Origin of the sequence: Flavobacterium fluviatile, from assembly GCF_010645065.1 — a bacterium.
GTDB lineage: Bacteria > Bacteroidota > Bacteroidia > Flavobacteriales > Flavobacteriaceae > Flavobacterium > Flavobacterium fluviatile.
In genome coordinates this window covers 24,567-45,786 of the sequence record NZ_JAADZW010000022.1, presented here as the reverse complement: position 1 = coordinate 45,786, position 21,220 = coordinate 24,567, and the positions used below count along the sequence as shown (strand labels likewise).

Below are 21,220 nucleotides of genomic sequence, written 5' to 3'. Positions count from 1 at the left end.
AAAAAAATACTAGAATGTAAAAGGAGGTGCCCGAAGTGAGAAAAGGGAGCCCTTAAAAAATGAAAAGTGTTGTACGCTGTAAAAAGTAGTATGTTTTACAGCAGAAATGTTTTTATAAAATTGAAAAAAAGCAAATTCAAATGTGCCAACAGCGCTGAATTTAAAATCGCAGATTGAACATTGATGATACGAATGCTGTTTGGATTTGAATTGTGTTTTTTCCGAAACAGAGAATTCTGTTTTTTCTTTCGAAAGTTTGGTGTCTAAAATATGCTCATACGAATGGACGGCCGGAAAGAGTATTGCGAACAATACGATTAACGGCATCAAAAGATTTATAAATTTGAATTTCTTTTTCATTCGTGAAGTTTAACTTCTGGATGAGGTTTTTGCTGCATTTAATGCAATACTGTTGCAAATATAGAAATCTTATTTTTAAATGCAATGACGTTGCGGTAATTCTTGTGAAAAATCAATGCTTTTGCTACTTTTAGCAAATCTTAGATTCCTTCAAAAATGAAAATTCACTACAGCTTTCTTGCATTTTTTATGACTCTTACGGTTGGGTTTTCTCAATCTAAAACAACCGAAAATCCTTTAGAAAATGGTGTTTCTGAGCAGTTGGCTATTTTTCGAAAACATCAAATTTCAGAGGTCTGTTACGAATTATCTTTCGAAATTCCGAAGCAAAAAAATGAGAATATTAATTCAGAATTAACTTTAAACCTGAGTTTGTCTGATGTAAGTCAGCCTCTGATTTTAGATTTTAAAGAGAAAACGGGGAACATAAAATCAGTTGCTGCAAACGGCAAAAGGATTGGGACTATACATGAAAAAGGGCATATTGTAATTCCGGTTGAAAATTTGATTTCAGGGAAAAACACGATTGAAATTTCATTCATTGCCGGAAATTTATCTTTAAACCGAAATGATGATTTCCTATATACTTTATTAGTTCCGGATCGTGCGGGTACTTTATTTCCTTGTTTCGATCAGCCGGATATCAAGGCGAGTTACAAATTAAGTCTTTCTGTTCCCAAAGAATGGAAAGTTTTGGCTGGAGCCGATGTAAAAGAGACTGTTCAAAAAGGTGATTTTAATTTTTACACTTTTGCAGAATCAGATAAAATGAGTACCTATTTGTTTTCGTTTGTAGCGGGAAAATTCAATAGTGTGACAAAGAAGCCCGGATTAGAAATGACTTTTCTATTTCGGGAGAATGACAGGGGCAAAATTGCAAGCAGTATGGATACGATTTTCAGTTTGCATCAACAGTCTTTGGATTTTTTAGAAAAATATACAAATTATAAATTCCCGTTTCAGAAGTTAGATTTTGCATCAATTCCGGGTTTTCAATATGGCGGAATGGAACATGTGGGGGCAATTCAGTACCGCGAATCGACTTTGTTTCTGGACAACAGCGCTACCGATAGCGAGAAACTAAACCGAGCAAAACTTATCGCACACGAGACTTCGCACATGTGGTTTGGCGATCTGGTTACAATGAAATGGTTTGACGATGTCTGGATGAAAGAGGTTTTTGCGAATTTCATGGCAGATAAAATCATGAATCCGATTTTTCCAAAAGTCAATCATAACCTGCAGTTTTTTACGGCGCATTATGGAAGCGCTTACGCAGAAGACCGGTCTTTGGGAACTCATCCGATAAAACAGCATTTAGCCAATTTAAAAGATGCCGGTTCGCTTTACGGAAGTATTATTTACAACAAAGCGCCGATTATGATGCGTCAGTTAGAAGTTTCAATGGGCAAGGAAGCTTTCCGGAAAGGAATTCAAAAATACATTCAAAAATATTCCAACGACAATGCCGACTGGAACAATCTCGTAGAAATTCTCGATGCCGAGACACCGCTTGATATGAAAAAGTGGAGCGAAGTCTGGGTCAACAAATCCGGTAGAGCCATTTTTACAGATAAAATTGAATATGATGCTCAAAACAGAATTACGTCATTTGAAATTGAGCAAAATGCCGAAGATCAGTCAGAGAATCTCTGGCCTCAGGTTTTTCAGATTGGACTGGTTTATGCCAATGATGTAAAAGTGGTTACGGCAAATTTTACAGATAAAAATTTTGTTCTTAAAGAAGCCATCGGACTTGAAAAACCTTTGGCAATCGTTTATAACTATAATGGTTTTGGGTACGGTGTTTTTCCGCTTGACGGGAATAATTTAAAGTATATTTCAACATTGAAAGATGAGGTAGCAAGAGCTTCTTCCTACAGTAATCTTTACGAAAATATGCTGGTTGGCAATGTCCCGCCACAAAAAGCTTATGATTGTTTTTTCAGAGGGATTCAAACGGAAGAAAATGAATTGGTTTTAAGAATTGCATCAGGAAATTTAAGCACGATTTACTGGCGGTTTTTAACCAGAAAACAGCAGGACAAGGTGGGAAAATTACTGAGTAATGCATTGCTTGCACGCCTGGAAACCAATTTGTCTCCAAATATTAAAAAGACTTTATTCAGTTTATTTAATTCAATTGCGCATTCCAATTCGGCGAAAGCCAAATTATATCAGATTTGGAATAAAGAAACTGTGATTCAAAATCTGAAATTAAACGAAGATGATTACACGAATATGGCGATGAATCTGGCTATTTTCAAACATAAAAAAGCAGATGAAATTCTGAAGAGAGCCCAAAGCGCGATTACAAATCCGGACAAGCTGAAACGATTTGAGTTTTTGCTTCCTTCGTTATCCAAAAACGAATCGGTTCGAAATAAGTTTGTAGAATCTTTAAAAGAGGATGCCAATCGGGAGAAAGAATCGTGGGTTTCGGTTGGTTTGGCCAATGTAAATCATCCGCTTCGTCAGGAAAGTGCTCAAAAATATATCAGATTTTCATTAGATTTGACAGAAGAAATCCAGCGGACGGGAGATATTTTCTTTCCAAGAGACTGGCTCGATAATACCGTTGGAAGATATTCGTCGAAATATGCTTTTGATGAAATACAGCGATTCTTAAAAGAAAACCCTAATTTTAGTCCGATTCTGAAACGTAAATTGTTTATGGCGACAGATTTGCTTTATAAAGCACAAAATATTAAAAAAGAAACCGAATGAAAATTGAATCGGAAATAGAGAAAGTCACCAGTTTTCAGCATCTCGAAATGCTGGCAAATCAGGTTGTGGAAGGTTTTATATCCGGAATGCACAAGAGTCCGTTTCATGGATTTTCGGCTGAATTTGCCGAGCATAAAGTGTATAACGCAGGCGAAAGCACCAAACATATCGACTGGAAATTATTTGCCAAAACAGACCGTTTATATACAAAACGTTTTGAGGAAGAAACCAACATGCGCTGTCATATTATTGTAGATAATTCGTCGTCTATGCATTATCCGGAGCTCAAATCAAATCAGTCCTTTTATGAAAAGAAGATTGGTTTTGCGGTTTTAGCTTCGGCGGTTTTGATGAATATTTTAAAGAAACAGCGTGATGCTGTTGGTTTAAGCGTTTTTTCTAATAGTTACGAATATTATGCTCCTGAAAAAGGAAGCGATCGTCATCATAGAATGCTCCTCAACAAATTAGAGCAATTGTTAGTACAGCCAAGAGTACAGAAAAGCACCGATACGATTACGTATCTGCATCAGATTGCAGAGAAGATGCACCGCCGTTCGATGATTATTTTGTTTACGGATATGTTTCAGGCGGAAGACGATGAAAAGCTCTTTAACGCGCTGCAGCATTTAAAGCACAACAAGCATAAAGTCGTTTTATTCCACGTAGTCGATCACGAAACCGAACTGAAATTTGGCTTCGATAACACGCCAAGAAAGTTTATCGACTTAGAATCAGGCGAAGAAGTGTCGATTTTTGCAGATAATGTAAAGCTGGAATATGAAAAGAGGGCAGAAGCCTACTTTAAAAACCTGGCTTTAACGTGTGCAAAGAACCAAATTAAGTACGTTGCGGTGAATGTTGGTGATAATTTTGAAAAAATTTTGACTACATATTTGGTTGAAAAACAAAACTTTGGGTAGTGTTTTGAAATTATATTCAAAATTTTTTATCAAAACGCTTGCAGAAATGAAATTCTGTACTATCTTTGCAACCGCAATAACGCAGAGGTTTGGTAGTTCAGTTGGTTAGAATACATGCCTGTCACGCATGGGGTCGCGGGTTCGAGTCCCGTCCAGACCGCAATATTGGGAGAAGCCTTTCTTAACGGAAAGGCTTTTTTGCCCAAATACGGTATCTAAGATTAGTTGTGTTGTTGCTACGAATTTGTAACTCGTAGCTGGTTTAGTAGTTAGACCAATGAAAAGCTTTCCACTTTTGTGGATGGCTTTTTTGATTTATGGCAACTGGTAAATTCTAAATTACTAAAATTGGATCAACACGAAAACGGATCAACACGAAAACCTGGGATCAATCCGAAAACCTGTGGGATTGAAAAATTAAGCATAAATATTTGTTAGCCTAAAAAGGAAGAATTCTACATTTCTAACCCCTCTGAATTGGGATCTAAATGCTTTATTTTTGCATTAAAAGACGGATCAATCTTTTTAGGATATCAGCTATTAAGAATTGGAATTTAACAATTCAAGAATCTTAGCCACATTCACTTCGCTATAATCATTGATATAAAAATTACAAGGAGGCAATTGTTCTTTAGTATGCGTACTCAAAACCCCAACTACTTTCATTCCGGCATTAATCGCTGCAGAAGCTCCCGAAAAAGAATCTTCGAAAACCACACAATCTGAGGGCGAAACGCCAACACGCTCTGCAGATTTTAAATATACTTCCGGATCTGGCTTATGATGTTTTACGTCTTCGCTGGACATCATCGAGTCCATTTTGTCTTTTATCTGTAAAGCGGTTATAATTAAATCAAGGTTCGCACGCGGGGCAGAAGTGGCAACAGCTGTTTTGAATCCGTGAGATTTTAACTCTTCTAAAAACTTCATATAATGCGGAATCGTTTCTACTTTATCTTTATATATTTCACGGAACATGGCTTCTTTTTCGAATTCAAGTTGGGCTAATTCTTCTCCTGCAACCGGACGCTTGAAGAAATGCGTCATGATGTATCCGTTGTGTTTTCCGTACATATGCTCTTCGAATTCTTGGTGCGTATACGGTATTTGATATTTATTGAAAAAGGCTTCGAAAGCGACTACATGATGCGGATTGGTGTGGCAGATCACTCCGTCCATATCAAAAATTACACATTGCTGGCTCATATATTTTGTTTAGTTATTTTAACGGCTGCAAGATAGTGGTTTTCTGCGGAGATGCGCGGAGATTTTCGCAGAGTTACACTAAGTATTTTAATCTCGCGAAGTCACAGGCCGCAAAGTTTTTCTCGCAGATTTATAAAGATTTAAGCAGATGCAGTCAGATTATTTAATTTTAAAATCTTAAAAATTAAATCTGCAGAATCGGCATAAAAATATTTTTTATCTACTTAATTCACGTTGCAGGTTAATTGATTTATTTAATTGTTGTCCGAAATACAAACTCTGTAAGCTTTATAATAAAACTTCCAGTGTCACAGATCGTATTGTTCTTGGAAAAGATTTTCACATACTTACCGTGTAACTATGGCTGAGTCTTTGGTAGTGGTAAAACAAATTTCTCACTTTTTATGCTTACTTTTTATAATTTCTAATTAGAAATCTGAATTAAATAATTGATTCACAGGAAAAACAAATTGAGTATTTGCATCACAATTGAATTTTTGGCGTTAAATTTGCCTTATCAATCAATCAAAAAATCATCAATCATGTTAAAGCAATTTTTTATCCTGTGCTCAGGAGCAGACCGAAATCTTCTCGAAGGCTGTTCAGAAGGCGAACAAACCAAATATGTTGGTATTGGGGCCACCGTTTTTTTTACCGCAGTTATGGCTTTTCTGGCCAGTGCTTATGCACTTTTTACAGTTTTTGACTCTATTTACCCAGCCTTGATTTTTGGATTGGTCTGGAGTTTACTTATTTTTAATCTGGATCGTTTTATCGTTTCGACTATTAAAAAAAGAGATCGTTTTATGGATGAATTCCTGCAGGCGACTCCCCGAATCATGCTGGCAATTATTATTGCTATCGTAATTTCGAAGCCTTTGGAAATCAAAATTTTCGAAAAAGAAATCAATACTGTTTTGCTGAAAGAAAAAAACGAAATGGAACTGGCGAATAAAAAGCAGGTTGGCAATTATTTCAAATCGGATTTAGATAAAAATAAATCTGAAATTGCTGCTTTAAAAGCTGATATTCTGAAAAAAGAAAAAGAAGTAAACAATTTATACTCAACTTATATTACAGAAGCCGAAGGAACTTCCGGAACGAAAAAATTAGGAAAAGGTCCGGTTTATAAAGAAAAAAGAGAAAAACACGATGCTGCCTTAAAGGAATTCGAAAATTTGAAAACCACCAACGAAGCCAAAATTGCCGAAAAAGAAAAAGCAGGCAAACAGCTTCAGGCAGATCTGGATAAAAAAGTTTCGCAGACCCAACCCATCATTGAAGGTTTTGACGGATTAATGGCGAGAATAAATGCGTTGAACAAATTGCCGTGGCTTCCGTCATTTTTCATCATGTTATTGTTTCTGGCGATTGAAATGTCTCCGATAATTGCCAAATTGCTAGCACCTAAAGGTGAATTTGATATTAAACAGGAAGAAGCCGAAACTGCCATGAAAGCCACTTTGGAACAAAATAAGTACCAGCGTGAGTTGCTGATAAAAACAAGTGCTGAAATGCACGACAAAATATATGCTGATATTGCCGAAGACAGAAATCTGTACAATCTGCAGCGAAAAAATGCTACCGAATTGTTAGAACTGCAATCAAACGGGTTTTTAGAGAAACAAAAAAGTACACTTTAATTCTACAGTGATTTTAAACAATTATAAAGAAAGAAGCTTAACCGGCTTCTTTTTTCTTTTTTATAAAAAATCAACTAAAGGAAAAAAGTCCATAAACTCCCAAAATATAAAATTCAGCTTGGTAAAAATGTTGAACTTTCTAAAATTCATTGGAGTAAAACCATAAAATGATTTGAAAGCCGCCGAAAAATGAGAGACATCTTTGTAACCACACTTGTAAGCAACTTCGCCTACATTTGAGTTTTTGTTTTTGAATAATTTTTTGGCATATTCCATTCGGAGTTTCGTCACGTAACTTTTTACCGTTGTTTCAAAACAAGACTTAAATCCTTTTTTGAGTTTAAATTCATTGAGCGATATTAATCTCGAAAGCTCCACAAGGGAAGGTGCATTCGTAAAATTGCGTTCTAAAATTCTTTTGGCCTCCAGCAGTTTTTTATAATCCTTTTCATCTACAGGGGCTTTGGCTTCAAATTCCTTCAATGATTCAAGCTGAAAAATCAAAAGCTCTTTGATCTTGGCCTCCAGATACATTTTTTTCATGGAACCTGAGTATTTACAATTCTTTATTTCATGGATAGCCCATTGAATTTCCGAATTGAACGGAACATATTTTGGAGTCAGATAACCGGATTTTTTCTGTAAAATATTTTTCGAGAATTTTTGATGTAGATCCCAGTTTTCATTGATTAATTTGGAATAAAAATCGGGAGATATAATAATGGATAAATAATTAATTTCTTCTAATTCAGGAATTTTAAAATTGGCATTAAGTTTTGATGCATAAAGAATATTATGAGTGTTTTCTGTGGAGTATTTTTCGCTTTCGACCTCATCAATATCAGCTTCTACATTATTACAGCAAATAAAATTGAGTACTACAGATTCTCCAGCCATTTCAGTCCGGATCGTTTGAAGGCCTGAGAAGCACATTTGGATATCAATAATCAAAATATCTTCAGAAATCAGATTCACACTGCTGATTTCGCCCAGATCTTCTTTTTTAATACTGACTTTTTCCTCAGTAAAATGATTTTTTTGATGGTAAGAGCCGGTTTCTATATCTATAATCGGCTTTTCTTCTCCCAGAATGATTGATTTAAATCTCAAAATATAATCCGTTTTTACAAAATAATAATCCGTTTTTCCCTATTCTTTTTCAGTACTGCTAAGGTACTTTTGCGACAAATTTATTTATAATAAATCTAATTAAGAATAAATTTTATAAAAAAAAACAATCAAAAGCACATGTTTAAAAAAAGTACCTTATCTGTTTTATTCATTTTACTTGCATTTTCTGCATTTTCTCAGGAAAAAAGTACGAAGGAAAAGGAAAATAAGACCGAAAAAACTACTGACAAAAAATCTGAAGCTAAAGCCTTAGAAAATGTTGAAGTTAAGGGTAAATCAAAAAAACAAAAAACAGAAACATCCGGTTTTGCTGTTGCTATTATTGAGACAAAAGAGGCTTCTCTACGAAATTTAACAACAAACGAATTACTGGACAGATCAGTTGGTGTGCGAGTAAGACAAAATGGGGGTATAGGTTCAAACGTAGAGTACAACCTTAATGGGATGTCCGGAAGTACAGTTGGTATTTTCATTGACGGAATAGAAGCTTCTACTTACGGTTCTTCATTCAATTTAAATAACATTCCTCCTGCCATGATTGAGCGCATAGAGGTTTACAAAGGAGTTTTGCCATCACATTTAACAGGTGATTATGTTGGTGGAGCGATTAATGTGGTTTTGAAAAAAGATGTATCTAAAAACAGCTTAAATATGGCTGCTTCTTATGGTTCGTTCAATACTTTTCAATCTGATTTTGGCGGAACATATCGCGACAAAAAATCAGGACTTTCTGTTAGAGGTTCAGGATTTTATACTTATACGGATAATAGTTATGAAACCTGGGGGAGATCAACTACTTATGTAAATCATTTTGGTCAAATTTTCCGAAATTATCGTGCTAAACGCTTCAATAATACCTATAAAAATATTGGCGGACGAATAGAAGCCGGTTTTACCGACACCAAATGGGCCGACCAATTTTTCATTGGATACAACGGTTCGGATAATTACACCGAAATTCCTCATGGTATTACTCAGGCAACCCCGTATGTTGGAAGATTTAATAAAACTAGAGCCCATGCTTTATTACTGAATTACAATAAGAAAGATTTTTTAGCAAAAGGATTAGCTTTAAATATTAATGCTGTACAAAGCTATCGCAACACTTACCTACAAGATACGGTAGGTCTTGCCTACAACTGGGATGGCACCGTTAGGGAAATCATATTTGAAGAAGAAAGAGTTCCCCTAAAAACTAGTGAAGGCGGACAACAGGGTCCAAAAATAATAACGAATACAGATAGAGAAATAACAAATATCCGATCAAATTTGGGTTATACCATCGCTAATGGACATCGCCTTTCCTTGAATCATAAATATGAAGCTACCAAAAGAGAAGATCAGGATTTATTAAATCCGGCTCGATTTGATTTAGCAACTAAAAGTCTTATTTCTAAAAATATTATTTCAATGAACTATGAAATCGAAACCTTCAACAGAAAACTGAGGGCAAATATTTTAGGAAAATATACTCATAATAAAACCAAACAAACTATATCAGAAATAATAACTTCCGAAGGTATCAATTCAATCGTTAAAAAAGATAGTCTTTCAACAGATTATAATTTTGGATACGGTGCGACAATTTCCTATAATATTCTATCTAATTTATATCTAATTGGATCTACTGAAAATTCGCCTATCATGCCTTCAGATGAGCAAATGTTTGGAGCACCAGAGCGAAATATTTTGCCTAATCTTGGGTTAAAACCTGAAAAATACATCAACTATAATTTAGGTTTCCGCTGGGGTCCATCCGATTTTGGCAAACACAGAATTTCATTATATGCAAATTTGTTTTGGCGAAACGGCTACGACAAAATTATCCAACAAACTGTAGATGTAAACGATATTAAAGAAGAAAGTGAGGCTGATATCCAGGTAACCCGATATGTCAATCTTGATCACACACAGGCCAAAGGTTTTGAAGCCGAAATTATTTACATCTATGATAACCGTTGGAATACTTCATTTAACATCTCAAAATTCAACAACCTTGATAAAAGTGAGTTAGATAATCAGGGGCAGCCAAATGCTTATTATGGACATCAGATAAGTAACGAGCCTTTTTTTACCATGAATATGAATACACAGTATAGTTTTCGCAATGTATTTCAAAAAGAATCTATACTAAACATTTATTACACAATTGGATATGTAGGCGAATATTATACTGTTAGAGGACAGCCGGAATGGTCAAAAACCCCTAGCCAGTTTCCTCAGGATTTAGGACTCAGCTATCGTTTTCCTTCAAAAAAACTGATTGCCAGTTTAGATATCAAAAACGCTTTCAATGCCGAGGTTTATGACAACTTTCAAATCCAGAAACCGGGTCGGGGCATTTTCTTTAAATTGAATTACACATTAAATAATTTTTAAACATCAATAAACCAATATCATGAAAAAAAATCTATTTAGAATAGCTTTATTTAGTACTGTTATTACAGCTCTGTCATTAGGAAGTTGCAGTAGTGACGATAACAACAACGATTCTGGAAATAATCCTGGCGATGGCGATAAACGTTGGATTTCTATTACCGGATCATTCCCAGATGAAAATGGAAGTGCAGGTAATGGAGGAACTCGTGCTTATGCAATCACCGAAGAAAACGCAGCTGATCCAAACTATGTAGTGGAGTTATTTAAAATGCAGGGTGAAACCTATGTTAACGGCTTTGGATTAAAATCAAGCCGTACTGCTCGTGTTCAGGCTTCTGCCGATGGTAAATACTTATACAATATTCAATATGGCGGTACTGACGGTGGTGTTTTTAATAAGTATCAGGTGAATGGTGAAGGAAAATACCAAGAAGTAGGTTATGAGTTAAATACTTCTACCATTTTAGGTTCAAATCCACGTTGGGTTAAAGCTGCTGAAGGTATTGGTGTAGGCGTTTCTTTTGGAGAAGCACTAGTTCCATATACCGGAACTGCTCCAAACTATCAATACCAAAATCCTAAGGGACAAATAGAAATTGTAACAATTGATTTAAACAATACTGCTATTACAAATACAGGTAAAATTGCTATTGATCTTGGAGCTGAATTAGAGGGGCAAGGATATCATATATGGAGAGCTGATGTACCAGTTTTAAATGAAGCTAAAACAAAACTTTACATTGGTGTAGGCGTTAGAAGACATGACCTCAATGGAACTGTTACTACAAACTCGTCTGGTGCTATAAATGGATGGAAAACTACTACTGAAATCAACCTGGGAACAGCTACTTATGTTGTAGATTTCCCTTCACTTAAAAATCCAAAACTATTAATTTCTGAAAAATCAAAAATAAGCAACCTGGGATACCGTACTATGACTCAGCACGTTGGCACTGACGGACATGTTTACCAGGCAACTGCTACATCTGGTCCGGATATTCTACGTATCAGCAAAACAACAAATGAATATGACCAAAGCTATCATTTCAACTTAAACACTGCATTAGGTGTTACCGGAGCAGCTATTAAAGCCTGGAAATATGTTAAAAATGGTTTAGCTGTAGTACTTTACACTCATTCAGTTGATGGTGGATATGTTGCTTTAATTGACTTAAACACTCCTGCTAACTCAGTTAAATTAGCTACAGAAATTGAATCAGATGTAGATTTAGAAAATACATTAGGTCAATTTCAAAATATTGGTGTAATAGGTGACAATGTATATTTACCACTAACTCCTGCTGGTAAAAACGGTAACATTTATATCGTAGATACTAAAACAAAAACAATCAAAAAAGGAGCGCAGTTAAAAACTGCAACAGGAAGTTTCTACTTAGGAGCTTATTAATTTGCCCTAAAAAAAAATAATTATATTTGGTTAAAAACAGGTGCTGATAAAATCAGCACCTGTTTTTCTATTTTACAGCATTTTCAAAAAACTAAAAAATTAATGTTTTTTAAACGTTCTTTAAATTAATAATTTCCTGATCTGTCAAAAAACGCCAGTTTCCTCTTGGCAGGTTTTTTTTGGTCAAACCGGCAAATGATACACGGTCAATACGCAGAACATTATATTCAAAATTTTCGAAAATCGCACGAACTACTTTTACATTCGCTGTACGTAATTTAAGACCTACTTCACTTTTTGGTTCATTATCAATATAACTGATTTCTTCAACAAAAACACGGTGCCCTTCAAGAACCAAACCTTTACTAATCTTCTCTAAATCTTCAAATTTCAGGTTTTTATCCAATGAAACCTGATAGATTTTAGACGATTTCTGATTTGGTAAAGTAAACTTCCGAATCATATCATTATCATTTGTAAACAATAATAAACCCGTTGTATTTTTGTCCATTCTTCCAACCGGGGCAATTTTCGAAGTGGTAGCAGCACGCACCAATTCCAGAACATTACGGTATTCCTGACCTTCGTCTAAAGCTGTTGTAAAGTTCTTTGGTTTGTTAAGCAAGATATATTCTTTCTTTTCAGGAGTAAGGACAACACCGTCAAAGTTTACAACATCATTCAATTTTACTAAATAACCCATTTCAGTAACCGGAACACCATTTACTTTTACGTTTCCGGACTGAATGTATATATCAGCGTCACGACGTGAGCAAACACCAGAATTCGAAATATATTTGTTCAATCGAATTTCGTCTGAAGCTTTTTGTCTCTTCGGAGCCTGATTTTGTTTTTTAAGTTTTTGTGCTTTCTCTTCTTCAGCTGCTTTAACAGCAGGATTCACTTTCTTAGGCCCCTGCGCACGCTTTGCCATAGGAGGTTTTGGCTTGCCGGAGTTTGATCTTGAACTGTTTGGTCTCGATCCGCCTCTTTTATTATTGCCTTCCTTGTTGTTCATAAATTCTGTAATTTGTGCAAAGATAGTTTTTTCCTGCTAAATAATCTTAAGTTCAATGTTGTTAGATTAATAGCTTTAAGCCTTAGATTGATTTGAAGCATTACATCTGGCTTTTTATAATCATGGGTTCCCGTTTTGCGTTCCCAATCTTTTATTTTTTAAAGAACAAAATAAAAGGATTTCCACTTCAACCGGGGCTAGATCAAATCAATTGGCTTTCTTTTTAAAAATTAGTTATTACACAAAGCTTCTCAAAGTTAGCACAGGGTTGCACAAAGTTTTTATATTCTCCGTGAATCTTTGCGAAAAATCTCTGTGAATCTCTGGGGAATAAAACCCTAAAAATTAGAAATGAATTGTTGCCCGTGCCACAAAACACTCGGGTTAATCAGTACAATGCAGAAAACACCCGAAACAATCAAAAATTTAAGTACATTATGAAGCAGCAGGTATTGTTCTTTAGAATTTGATTTCCATAAATACCATACAAAAAAAAGCAAAGCTATAAAACACACATAAAAGTAAATATCCATATAACCCACATCGTAAACATTGATTAATATGTAAACCGGAAGTGTAGTCAAAAAGGTTAGAACAGTAATAATTTGTTTAGAGGTGGTTTCGTTATAAAGAATAGGTATTGTTTGATAGTTATTCGCTAAATCACCTTTTAAGTTCTCCAGATCCTTTATCATTTCGCGAATCAGCAGCAGTAAAAACAAAAACATTGCATGCGCCGAAATTACTGCAAAATGGCTTCTGTGATTCTCAATTTCGTCAAATGAAATCTGGTGGTAAAAAAAATACAATAAAATGGCAAAAAAAGGCAGAACAGCCATAAAAGCTGCTGTCAGATTTCCAACAATAGCGTATTTTTTTATTTTATGAGAATAAAACCAAATCAGGAAAATATAAGCCGAAAAGAATAAAAAGGCTCTCCAGGAAACTATTATAGCCATCATAACTGCAATGAAATTCAGCGTAAAGTAAACCGACAGCTTTGTCTTTTGGCTTACCAGACGATCCAGCATCGATTTATTCGGCCTGTTGATTAAATCCTTCTGGCTATCATAAAAATTATTGATGATATAACCCGAAGCAATCGTAATCGCTGAAGCAAAAACAATCAGAAACAAATAAAAATCGAGTATAATGTCCAACGCTCTTTTTTCGGGAGCCAAAATAAAAATTGCAGATAAATACTGGGCTATGATAATTATGGGAATATTATAGCCACGTATAACAGAAAACAAACTTAAAATTTTCATCACTACAAGTTTGTGCTGTCTGCTTAACATAAATTATGGTCTGGATTAAATTATTTTGGGAAGGTAACAGAATGTTTTTAAAATCTGAAATTTACAGCTTGTTTTTTAACAATTCTTTTGAGCCATAACCCAGTTTTCGAATACAGGCAAGCGCTTCCTTTTGGGTAATTCCTACTTCAGTAATATCTTTTTTTTCTACAAAACACACAGATCCGCTCCAGGGATTTGGGGCATCGGGTACAAAAACGGTAAAAAGATTTTCATGTATTTCTTCAATTATAAAAGCAAATTGCAAACCCGCATCAGTAGGAACCATTATTACCTTTAAGTCGTCTTTGGATTCAAGACCCATTACATTCTCATTCATGTTTTTCATAAAAGAATAACCGGGAACAAAACTCAAAATTCCATTTTCTAAACGCTGGACTATTTTTTTTGCACGAACAGTACGCCCCAATAATCCGGCTATCAGACAAATAAAAATGATAATAATTATCCCTATAAGTTCCTGAAGAGCAACTCCTAAAACATTAACCTTTGGAAGATTATCGACAAGCGGAAGCGTCACTTTCTGAACTATGCCAAATACTTTTTTAAGAATAATCACCAGTACAACTAAGGGAACCAAAAATAAAATTCCGCCTAAAAAAGTGGCTTTTAATAATTTCAAAATACTTTTCATAATGTGTTTTTTAATATGAAAACTTATGAAAATTGTCAGTGACCGATTCTATAAAAATTAAAACTGATAAACCACTTCTAATTTATAGTCTTTTAAAGAAACTTTTGCGCGCTCTAAATCTTCTGTAAAACCCAGAATATAGCCACCGCCACCTGAACCGCAAAGCTTTAAATAATAATCGTTAGTATCTATTCCGTGTTGCCAGATTCCGTGAAATTGCTCCGGAATCATTGGTTTAAAATGATTTAAAACAACTTTTGAAAGTTTTTTAGTATTCGTAAACAACGATTTCATGTCGCCATGCAAAAAGTTATCAACGCAGGCATCTGTATATTTTACAAACTGATTTTTCAGCATCGCACGGAACCCTTTGTCTTTCAGGTTTTCCATGAAAATATTAACCATAGGAGCGGTTTCACCCACAATTCCTGAATCCAGCAAAAACACAGCACCTTTTCCGTTAAAACTCTGGGTCGGGATTCCGGTTGCTTCGATATTATCTTTCGAATTAATTAAAATCGGAATGCTCAAATAACTGTTTAAAGGATCCAGACCAGAACTTTTTCCGTGAAAAAAACTCTCCATATTTGCAAATATGTTTTTAAGCTGCAATAATTTTTCACGGGTCAGGTTCTCAAGAACCGTAATTTTATTAGTAGCATATTTGTCATAAATTGCGGCAACCAAAGCACCGCTGCTGCCTACTCCATACCCTTGCGGAATACTGGAATCGAAATACATTCCGGTTTCAACATCAGTTTTTAGGGAAGTAATATCAAAAGCAACCAAATCAGGCTGTTCTGTTTGTAACTTTTCCAGGTAAACGGTATAGCGTTTTAAACTGGCATTTGAGGCAATAGCTTCTGCAGAAGGATTTTCATCCTTCTTTAGTGCGCCATTGTAAAAATTATAAGGAATAGAAAGTCCTTTAGAGTCACGAATGATTCCGTATTCTCCAAAGAGTAATATTTTTGAGTAAAATAATGGTCCTTTCATATGTTTATTTTATATCTTTCTTTAATTTATTGGGGTCTTGTCTTGTGTCGAAAAATGCAATTATCTCTACTCTTTTTGTATTGAATTTATAATAAATTGTTGTATGTTTTGTCAAGATACATTTTCGATAGTTTTTATTTAATTCTGATTTTGGAAAAATTTCAGGTTCAATTTGTATTAGATAAATTACTTTGTCGAGATTTGATATAAACTTATTTTTTATTCTTCTGACCATCGTCCTTCTAAATATCCAAATAATTCAGACAACCGCTTTTCAGCATTTTTTGAAAAGATTATTGTTCTTCTCATTAACGATGTTTTTTCATCATATCCTCATATAAAACAAATTCACCACGTTCAATCTGTCTTTCTCCTTCTTCAATTTCTGCTTTCTGCTCATCAGTCAAATCATCCCACCAATCTTTCTGCTTTTTTTTGAAAATTTTCCTAATAGATTTAATGATAGCATGATCTTTTGTGTCGGCCAGCATTTTTATCAATTCTAATTTTTCTGACTGAATGTCCATAATCAAAAATTTAACTAAAGATACGTAAAATTATAATGCAATTGCACCCTCTCCAATTTCGTCGCAAATGTACTGACCATTTTGACAAAAGCCAACTAATTCGTTCTTAATAAATTGCAATACTTTTTCTTTAACATTTTCAGGATAAAGCACATGTACATTTGCACCGGCATCAAGGGTAAAACAAACCGGAATATTGGTTTCTGCCCTATATTTCCAGATGGCATTGATGATTTGTAATGTGTTTGGTTTCATCAAAATAAAATAGGGCATCGACGTCATCATCATAGCATGCAAAGTCAGGGCTTCGCTTTCTACGACTTTAATAAACTCTTCCAGATTTCCGCTTTCGAAAATAGCGATTAATTGATCCAGATTCTCGTGTGCCTGTGCAAAACGTCTTTCTGCATACGGATGATTGTGCATTAAATCGTGTCCAACGGTGCTGGAAACCTGTTTTTCGCCTTTGTCAACCAATAATATGGTATCCTGATAATTCTTGAAATTTTCGTGAATTGTATGTGGAAATTCAACTCCAAATAAATCCGAACTTCCTTTTATATTTGCCTGAGTGCCCCAGACAACTACATTTCCTTTTACGCTTCGACAAGCACTTCCGGAACCTAAACGAGCCAAAAATGAAGCTTTTTGGTAAAAATAATCCTCTGTCATTTCCGGGTTTAGTTTTTTTTCCAGATTCATAAAATTCATCGCCAAAGCCGCCATTCCAGAGGCCGAAGAAGCAATTCCTGAGCTGTGCGGAAAAGTATTTTGAGTGTCAATCGTAAAATGATAGTCTTTCAAAAACGGCAGATACACTTCAATTCTTTCTAAAAACTTTTTGATTTTTGGCTTGAAATCTTCTTTTGGTTTTCCTTCAAAAAGCAAATCAAAAGAGAATTCTGTTGTTACATTGTGAGGAGTCGAAATGCTTTTCTTTTCAAAAGTTAGCTTTGTAACCGTTTTGCAATTATTAAGCGTAAAACTCACTGATGGATTCGCCGGAATCTGGTTTTCTTTTTTGCCCCAGTATTTTACCAATGCAATATTGCTTGGAGCGCTCCACTCAAAGTTACCCTTTTCGATTGTTGAAGTATATGTTTCAGGAATAAAATCAGCTGCTGTAAACATGAATTATAAATTTTGGCAAAGATAGTTTTTAAATTTTTTCACCATATAAGTTATATAAGAAAATGTAAGTGTTAGTTTTTAAACTTTAGAAACAATATCTCCTGAGTCCATTCAGCTTAGCTCAGGATAAACCTAATCGAAGGCCCTGAACATGAAAAGGCTTCGATCCGCTCAGCCTGACACTTAATTTTTAATTTCACCAACGGATTAATATTAAATCAGTAAAAATTAAATGAACTTATATCACTTATATGGTTTAAACTTTCTTTTAATTATTTTTGACTACAAAATTTGATCTCATGAATAAGTTCGTAAAAATCGCTATAGCACTAGTAGTTTGTTTAGCAGTAGGGTATTCAGCAAGTCTTGTAACCAGACCAAGTGTCCAAAGCTGGTATCCAACAATTGAAAAACCTTTTTTTAATCCGCCCAACTGGATTTTCATGCCGGTCTGGACATTGCTTTACGTTTTAATGGCTGTTGCTGCCGGTTTGGTTTGGGATAAAATAAAAGAGCAAAATGAGGAGGTCAAAAAAGCTTTAGGGTTCTTCCTAATTCAGTTAATATTAAATGCCATCTGGTCGTATTTATTCTTCGGACTGAAAAACCCGATGCTGGCTTTAATCGAAATCGGACTTTTATGGCTGATGATTTACGAAACGTATTTAAAGTTCATCAAAATCAATAAAACGGCCGGATATTTATTGATTCCATACTTAGCCTGGGTTGGATTTGCAGCGATTTTGAATGCGAGTATCTGGTGGTTGAATTGACTAAAAAGGCAAAAAAAAGGCTTTAAAAGTTGTATTTCAAAGCCTTTTTTTATTATTGATAATTTACATTTTAATGAACAGCTAATGCAAGTTTTTTCAAACTTTGTGCTTGTTTTTTTCGGTCTGCGGAGGCTGTTGCCGATAAGTTGGGTTTAATGTTGACAACAACTTTATTGATTTTTCCGGTAAATCTAAATGGCACCTTATAACTTTCCATCACAGGTGTACCGGTGTCTTCTCCTATATCAAGTGTTTCATCAAATGAAAATTTATTAGGAGTCGTGCGTTCTACTCGTCCCGTTCCTGAAGCGATGTCATCTACATAAATTGTTCCGGTTCCGCCTCGTCCAGGTCCGCCTCCATCGTATTTAAATACATATTTTATGGTATGTTTTCCTGGCGCTAACGGTTTTCCTTTAATGGTATAATGGAACTCAGCCTGATTGGTAAGTGTATGTGCTACAGTAGGAACACCTCCTTGCAGTATCATTCCCCATCCGCCAAAGCGTCCGCCTAGCGTCATGATTACACCATTTGCTCCTGCTCCTACTTCTACATCAGCGGTAACGGTAAAATCTTTGTTTTTAATATCCGGTGATGAACCTTCAGGAATTCTCTTAATTCCGGCATAATAAGTAAACTCCGTTCTGCCTCTTGTTAAGCTAGGTCTGTTTTTTACTTGATCTGGTGTGGCTCTTTCTCCGTACCGGTCATCAATTGGCAAAACATTATATTTTTTAGCTTCTTCCATAAATAAAGCCTTTAATTCTTCCAGCTTTTCAGGATGTTTAGAAGCTATATTTTTACTTTGTGTAACATCTTCATTAATATTATACAATTCCCAATCATAATCAGTAATAGGGTTTTTAGTAGTTTCTCCTAAGGTTACCCATGGTAATCTTTTAGGTACTGTATTGGCATACCATCCGTCATGATAAATACCTCTGTTGGCTACGATTTCAAAATATTGTGTAGTGTGTTTGGTTTTAGCTTTAGGATCGGAGAAAGTGTACAACATGCTAGTTCCTTCGATGGGTTTTTGTTTTACACCATTAATAGAAGTTGGTTCCGGTAATCCGGCAGCTTCTAAAAGAGTGGGAACTATGTCGATGATATGACAAAATTGATTTCTTTTCGTACCAACATCTTTAATTTTTTTAGGCCATGAAATAACCATACCGTTGGAAGTCCCTCCAAAATGCGACGCGATTTTTTTATCCCAGGGAAAAGGAGCATTCATTGCCTGAGCCCATCCTGGAGAATAATGGTTGTAGGTTGCCTCCGTACCCCATTGGTCTAAGATAGATAATAAGAATTGCTTGCTTTCTGTAACGCCATTTCCTAAGGTTCCTACTTCATTTGTAGTACCGTGCATAGTAGAGTCTTCTGCACTGGCTCCATTGTCACCCATAATATAAATAATAATGGTATTGTCTGCCTGTCCGGTTGCTTCAACAGCATCCAAAACGCGTCCTATTTGGTAGTCACAATGAGATAGTGCAGCAGCATAAGCTTCCATTTGCTTGGTAAGTATTTTTTTGTAATCTGCATCAAAGGAATCCCAACCCGGAATTTCTTTTGGCCATGCGCTCATCGTTGAGTTTTGAGGTATGATTCCCAGTTTTTTCTGATTTTCAAAAGTTTGTTGTCTAATAGCCTGAAAACCTGCATCAAACTTACCTTTAAATTTATCTCTCCATTCTTTTGGAGCGTGATGAGGAGCGTGTGCAGTACCCGGAGCATAATACATAAAGAAAGGTTTATCCGGAGATAGGGCTTTTTGTTGTTGTATGTAGTTCACAGCGTGGTCTGCCATGTCTATGTCAAAATGATAATTGCCTTCTTTTCCTTCATAAGGATCAATTGGCTTCGTGCCCTCGTAGGCAGCTGGAAAAAATTGATTGGCATCGGCTCCTAAAAATCCATAAAAATATTCAAATCCAAGTCGTGTTGGCCATAAATCGTAAGGGCCATTTTGGCTGGTCATAAAGTCAGGTACATTATGATTTTTTCCAAACCAGGACGTATTATATCCATTGAAATTTAAAATTTGTCCAATAGTTCCACAAGATTTACTCATGATAGAATTATAACCTGGAAAACCACTGGCCATTTCTGTAATGATTCCCGTTGAAGCTGTATGGTGGTTACGTCCTGTAATAAGTGCTGCTCTTGTAGGGGAGCACAGAGCGGTTGTATGAAATTGCGTATAGGTAATCCCTCTATGGGCTAGTCTTTCGAAATTAGGCGTTGGAATTGGACCTCCATAAAGGCTACTGGCTCCAAAACCTACATCATCTGTCATAATTACCAGAATATTGGGTGCTCCTTCGGGAGCTGTGACTGGTTTGGGATAATCAGGTTTTGATACTCCATAGTAATCTCCAATTTCACCTTTAAATTCGGGTTCAGCTATTGGTAAAATGGTTCTGTCGAAACCATCACTGCTATTTTGGGCAGTTGCTCCACCAGAAGTACCTTCTTCTTTTTTGTTACAGGAAACAATTAGCCCCGTAAGCAACATACAGATAAAAACTTTTCTCATAATTTTGAAATTTTACATTGATTCAGAAAAAAACAGCATTTATATGCTAACAGGCTCAACAACAAGTCAATAAAGTTAACGAAAATTACTTCTTTTAACGCAAAATCTTACATTTTTTTATCAAAACTGCATTTTTATCTGCAAAAAGGATAAATGACCTCTGGAATGTCCCGAAGTTTCAACAACTTTTAAATCTGCGAATTTGATCACCTTTTAAAGTTTGAGAAACCAGATATCCCTTTCCGGACGAAAAGTTTTTCTGAAATTTCGAAAGAATATGATTCGGATTGAATATTCTGCAATTACATTTCCGTTTTTGGCAATTTTTAGATGGATTCTGTTAAGTGATTCCGGCGTAATTCCGAGAAAAGAAGCGATAAGCTAAAGTTGTACGCTGAATTATTTTGGCTGGAGCCGAAGCTAAAAAAGTACGATGTTTTTCTTTTGGAAGGAATCATTTGCAAAAACAAGAAGCAATTGTCCCGATTTCATTTTTATAAAAA

Annotated in this window: 16 protein-coding genes and 1 tRNA gene; 7 read left to right on the top strand and 10 right to left on the bottom strand. The window is 35.3% G+C overall.

Translation table 11 applies throughout. The annotated features are described in order from the left end of the window. Positions 1-9: 9 nt before the first annotated feature. Complete coding sequence (locus GXM17_RS17845; RefSeq protein WP_163400812.1) at positions 10-360, bottom strand: hypothetical protein; 351 nt, start codon at positions 358-360, stop codon at positions 10-12. A 156-nt stretch (positions 361-516) separates the two neighbouring features. Between GXM17_RS17845 and GXM17_RS17840 the strand changes: the two genes are divergently transcribed. The 3 genes from GXM17_RS17840 (at position 517) to GXM17_RS17830 (ending at position 4,170) form a co-directional block, all read left to right on the top strand. Continuing rightward, positions 517-3,087 (top strand): M1 family aminopeptidase, encoded by a 2,571-nt coding sequence (locus GXM17_RS17840; protein WP_163400810.1) that lies wholly within the window; start codon positions 517-519, stop codon positions 3,085-3,087. Further along, positions 3,084-4,010 (top strand): DUF58 domain-containing protein, encoded by a 927-nt coding sequence (locus GXM17_RS17835; RefSeq protein ID WP_163400808.1) that lies wholly within the window; start codon positions 3,084-3,086, stop codon positions 4,008-4,010. Before GXM17_RS17840 ends, GXM17_RS17835 begins: the two co-directional genes overlap by 4 nt. An 86-nt stretch (positions 4,011-4,096) precedes the next feature. Continuing rightward, a tRNA-Asp gene (locus GXM17_RS17830) sits at positions 4,097-4,170 on the top strand. Positions 4,171-4,550: 380 nt separating this feature from the next. On the opposite strand, the gene GXM17_RS17825 is transcribed toward GXM17_RS17830, so the two are convergent. Continuing rightward, positions 4,551-5,216, bottom strand: a complete 666-nt coding sequence (locus GXM17_RS17825; protein WP_163400806.1) for an HAD family hydrolase — start codon at positions 5,214-5,216, stop codon at positions 4,551-4,553. 542 nt (positions 5,217-5,758) lie between these two features. Here GXM17_RS17825 and GXM17_RS17820 point away from each other — a divergent pair. Continuing rightward, positions 5,759-6,859: a DUF4407 domain-containing protein gene (locus GXM17_RS17820; RefSeq protein ID WP_163400804.1), complete on the top strand. Its 1,101-nt coding sequence runs from the start codon at positions 5,759-5,761 to the stop codon at positions 6,857-6,859. Between the two features lie 60 nt (positions 6,860-6,919). Here GXM17_RS17820 and GXM17_RS17815 read toward each other — a convergent pair whose 3' ends face one another. Continuing rightward, the gene (locus GXM17_RS17815; protein WP_163400802.1) at positions 6,920-7,969 is read right to left on the bottom strand and encodes a helix-turn-helix domain-containing protein; all 1,050 of its coding nucleotides are present in this window, start codon (positions 7,967-7,969) and stop codon (positions 6,920-6,922) included. A gap of 138 nt (positions 7,970-8,107) precedes the next feature. On the opposite strand from GXM17_RS17815, the gene GXM17_RS17810 reads away from it, so the two are divergent. Next, positions 8,108-10,369, top strand: a complete 2,262-nt coding sequence (locus GXM17_RS17810) for a TonB-dependent receptor plug domain-containing protein (protein WP_163400800.1) — start codon at positions 8,108-8,110, stop codon at positions 10,367-10,369. Positions 10,370-10,388: 19 nt separating this feature from the next. Beyond that, positions 10,389-11,777, top strand: coding sequence for a hypothetical protein (locus tag GXM17_RS17805; protein WP_163400798.1), 1,389 nt, complete (start codon positions 10,389-10,391; stop codon positions 11,775-11,777). Between the two features lie 109 nt (positions 11,778-11,886). Here the strand turns inward: GXM17_RS17805 and GXM17_RS17800 are convergent, their stop codons facing one another. The 6 genes from GXM17_RS17800 to GXM17_RS17770 form a co-directional block, all read right to left on the bottom strand. Then, on the bottom strand, positions 11,887-12,795 hold the full coding sequence (locus GXM17_RS17800; protein WP_163400796.1) for a pseudouridine synthase: 909 nt from the start codon (positions 12,793-12,795) through the stop codon (positions 11,887-11,889). Positions 12,796-13,133: 338 nt separating this feature from the next. After that, entirely contained in the window at positions 13,134-14,093 is a 960-nt protein-coding gene (locus tag GXM17_RS17795; RefSeq protein WP_163400794.1) for a geranylgeranylglycerol-phosphate geranylgeranyltransferase, read from the bottom strand. A 61-nt stretch (positions 14,094-14,154) separates the two neighbouring features. Then, entirely contained in the window at positions 14,155-14,745 is a 591-nt protein-coding gene (locus tag GXM17_RS17790) for a DUF502 domain-containing protein (RefSeq protein WP_163400792.1), read from the bottom strand. Between the two features lie 57 nt (positions 14,746-14,802). Beyond that, complete coding sequence (locus GXM17_RS17785; RefSeq protein WP_163400790.1) at positions 14,803-15,741, bottom strand: mevalonate kinase family protein; 939 nt, start codon at positions 15,739-15,741, stop codon at positions 14,803-14,805. A 308-nt stretch (positions 15,742-16,049) separates the two neighbouring features. Beyond that, positions 16,050-16,268: a hypothetical protein gene (locus tag GXM17_RS17775; RefSeq protein ID WP_163400788.1), complete on the bottom strand. Its 219-nt coding sequence runs from the start codon at positions 16,266-16,268 to the stop codon at positions 16,050-16,052. Between the two features lie 30 nt (positions 16,269-16,298). Continuing rightward, entirely contained in the window at positions 16,299-17,399 is a 1,101-nt protein-coding gene (locus GXM17_RS17770) for a diphosphomevalonate decarboxylase (protein WP_163400786.1), read from the bottom strand. A gap of 299 nt (positions 17,400-17,698) precedes the next feature. Between GXM17_RS17770 and GXM17_RS17765 the strand changes: the two genes are divergently transcribed. Beyond that, entirely contained in the window at positions 17,699-18,172 is a 474-nt protein-coding gene (locus GXM17_RS17765) for a TspO/MBR family protein (RefSeq protein ID WP_163400784.1), read from the top strand. Between the two features lie 70 nt (positions 18,173-18,242). Here the strand turns inward: GXM17_RS17765 and GXM17_RS17760 are convergent, their stop codons facing one another. Continuing rightward, on the bottom strand, positions 18,243-20,717 hold the full coding sequence (locus tag GXM17_RS17760; protein ID WP_163400782.1) for an arylsulfatase: 2,475 nt from the start codon (positions 20,715-20,717) through the stop codon (positions 18,243-18,245). Positions 20,718-21,220: the final 503 nt, after the last annotated feature.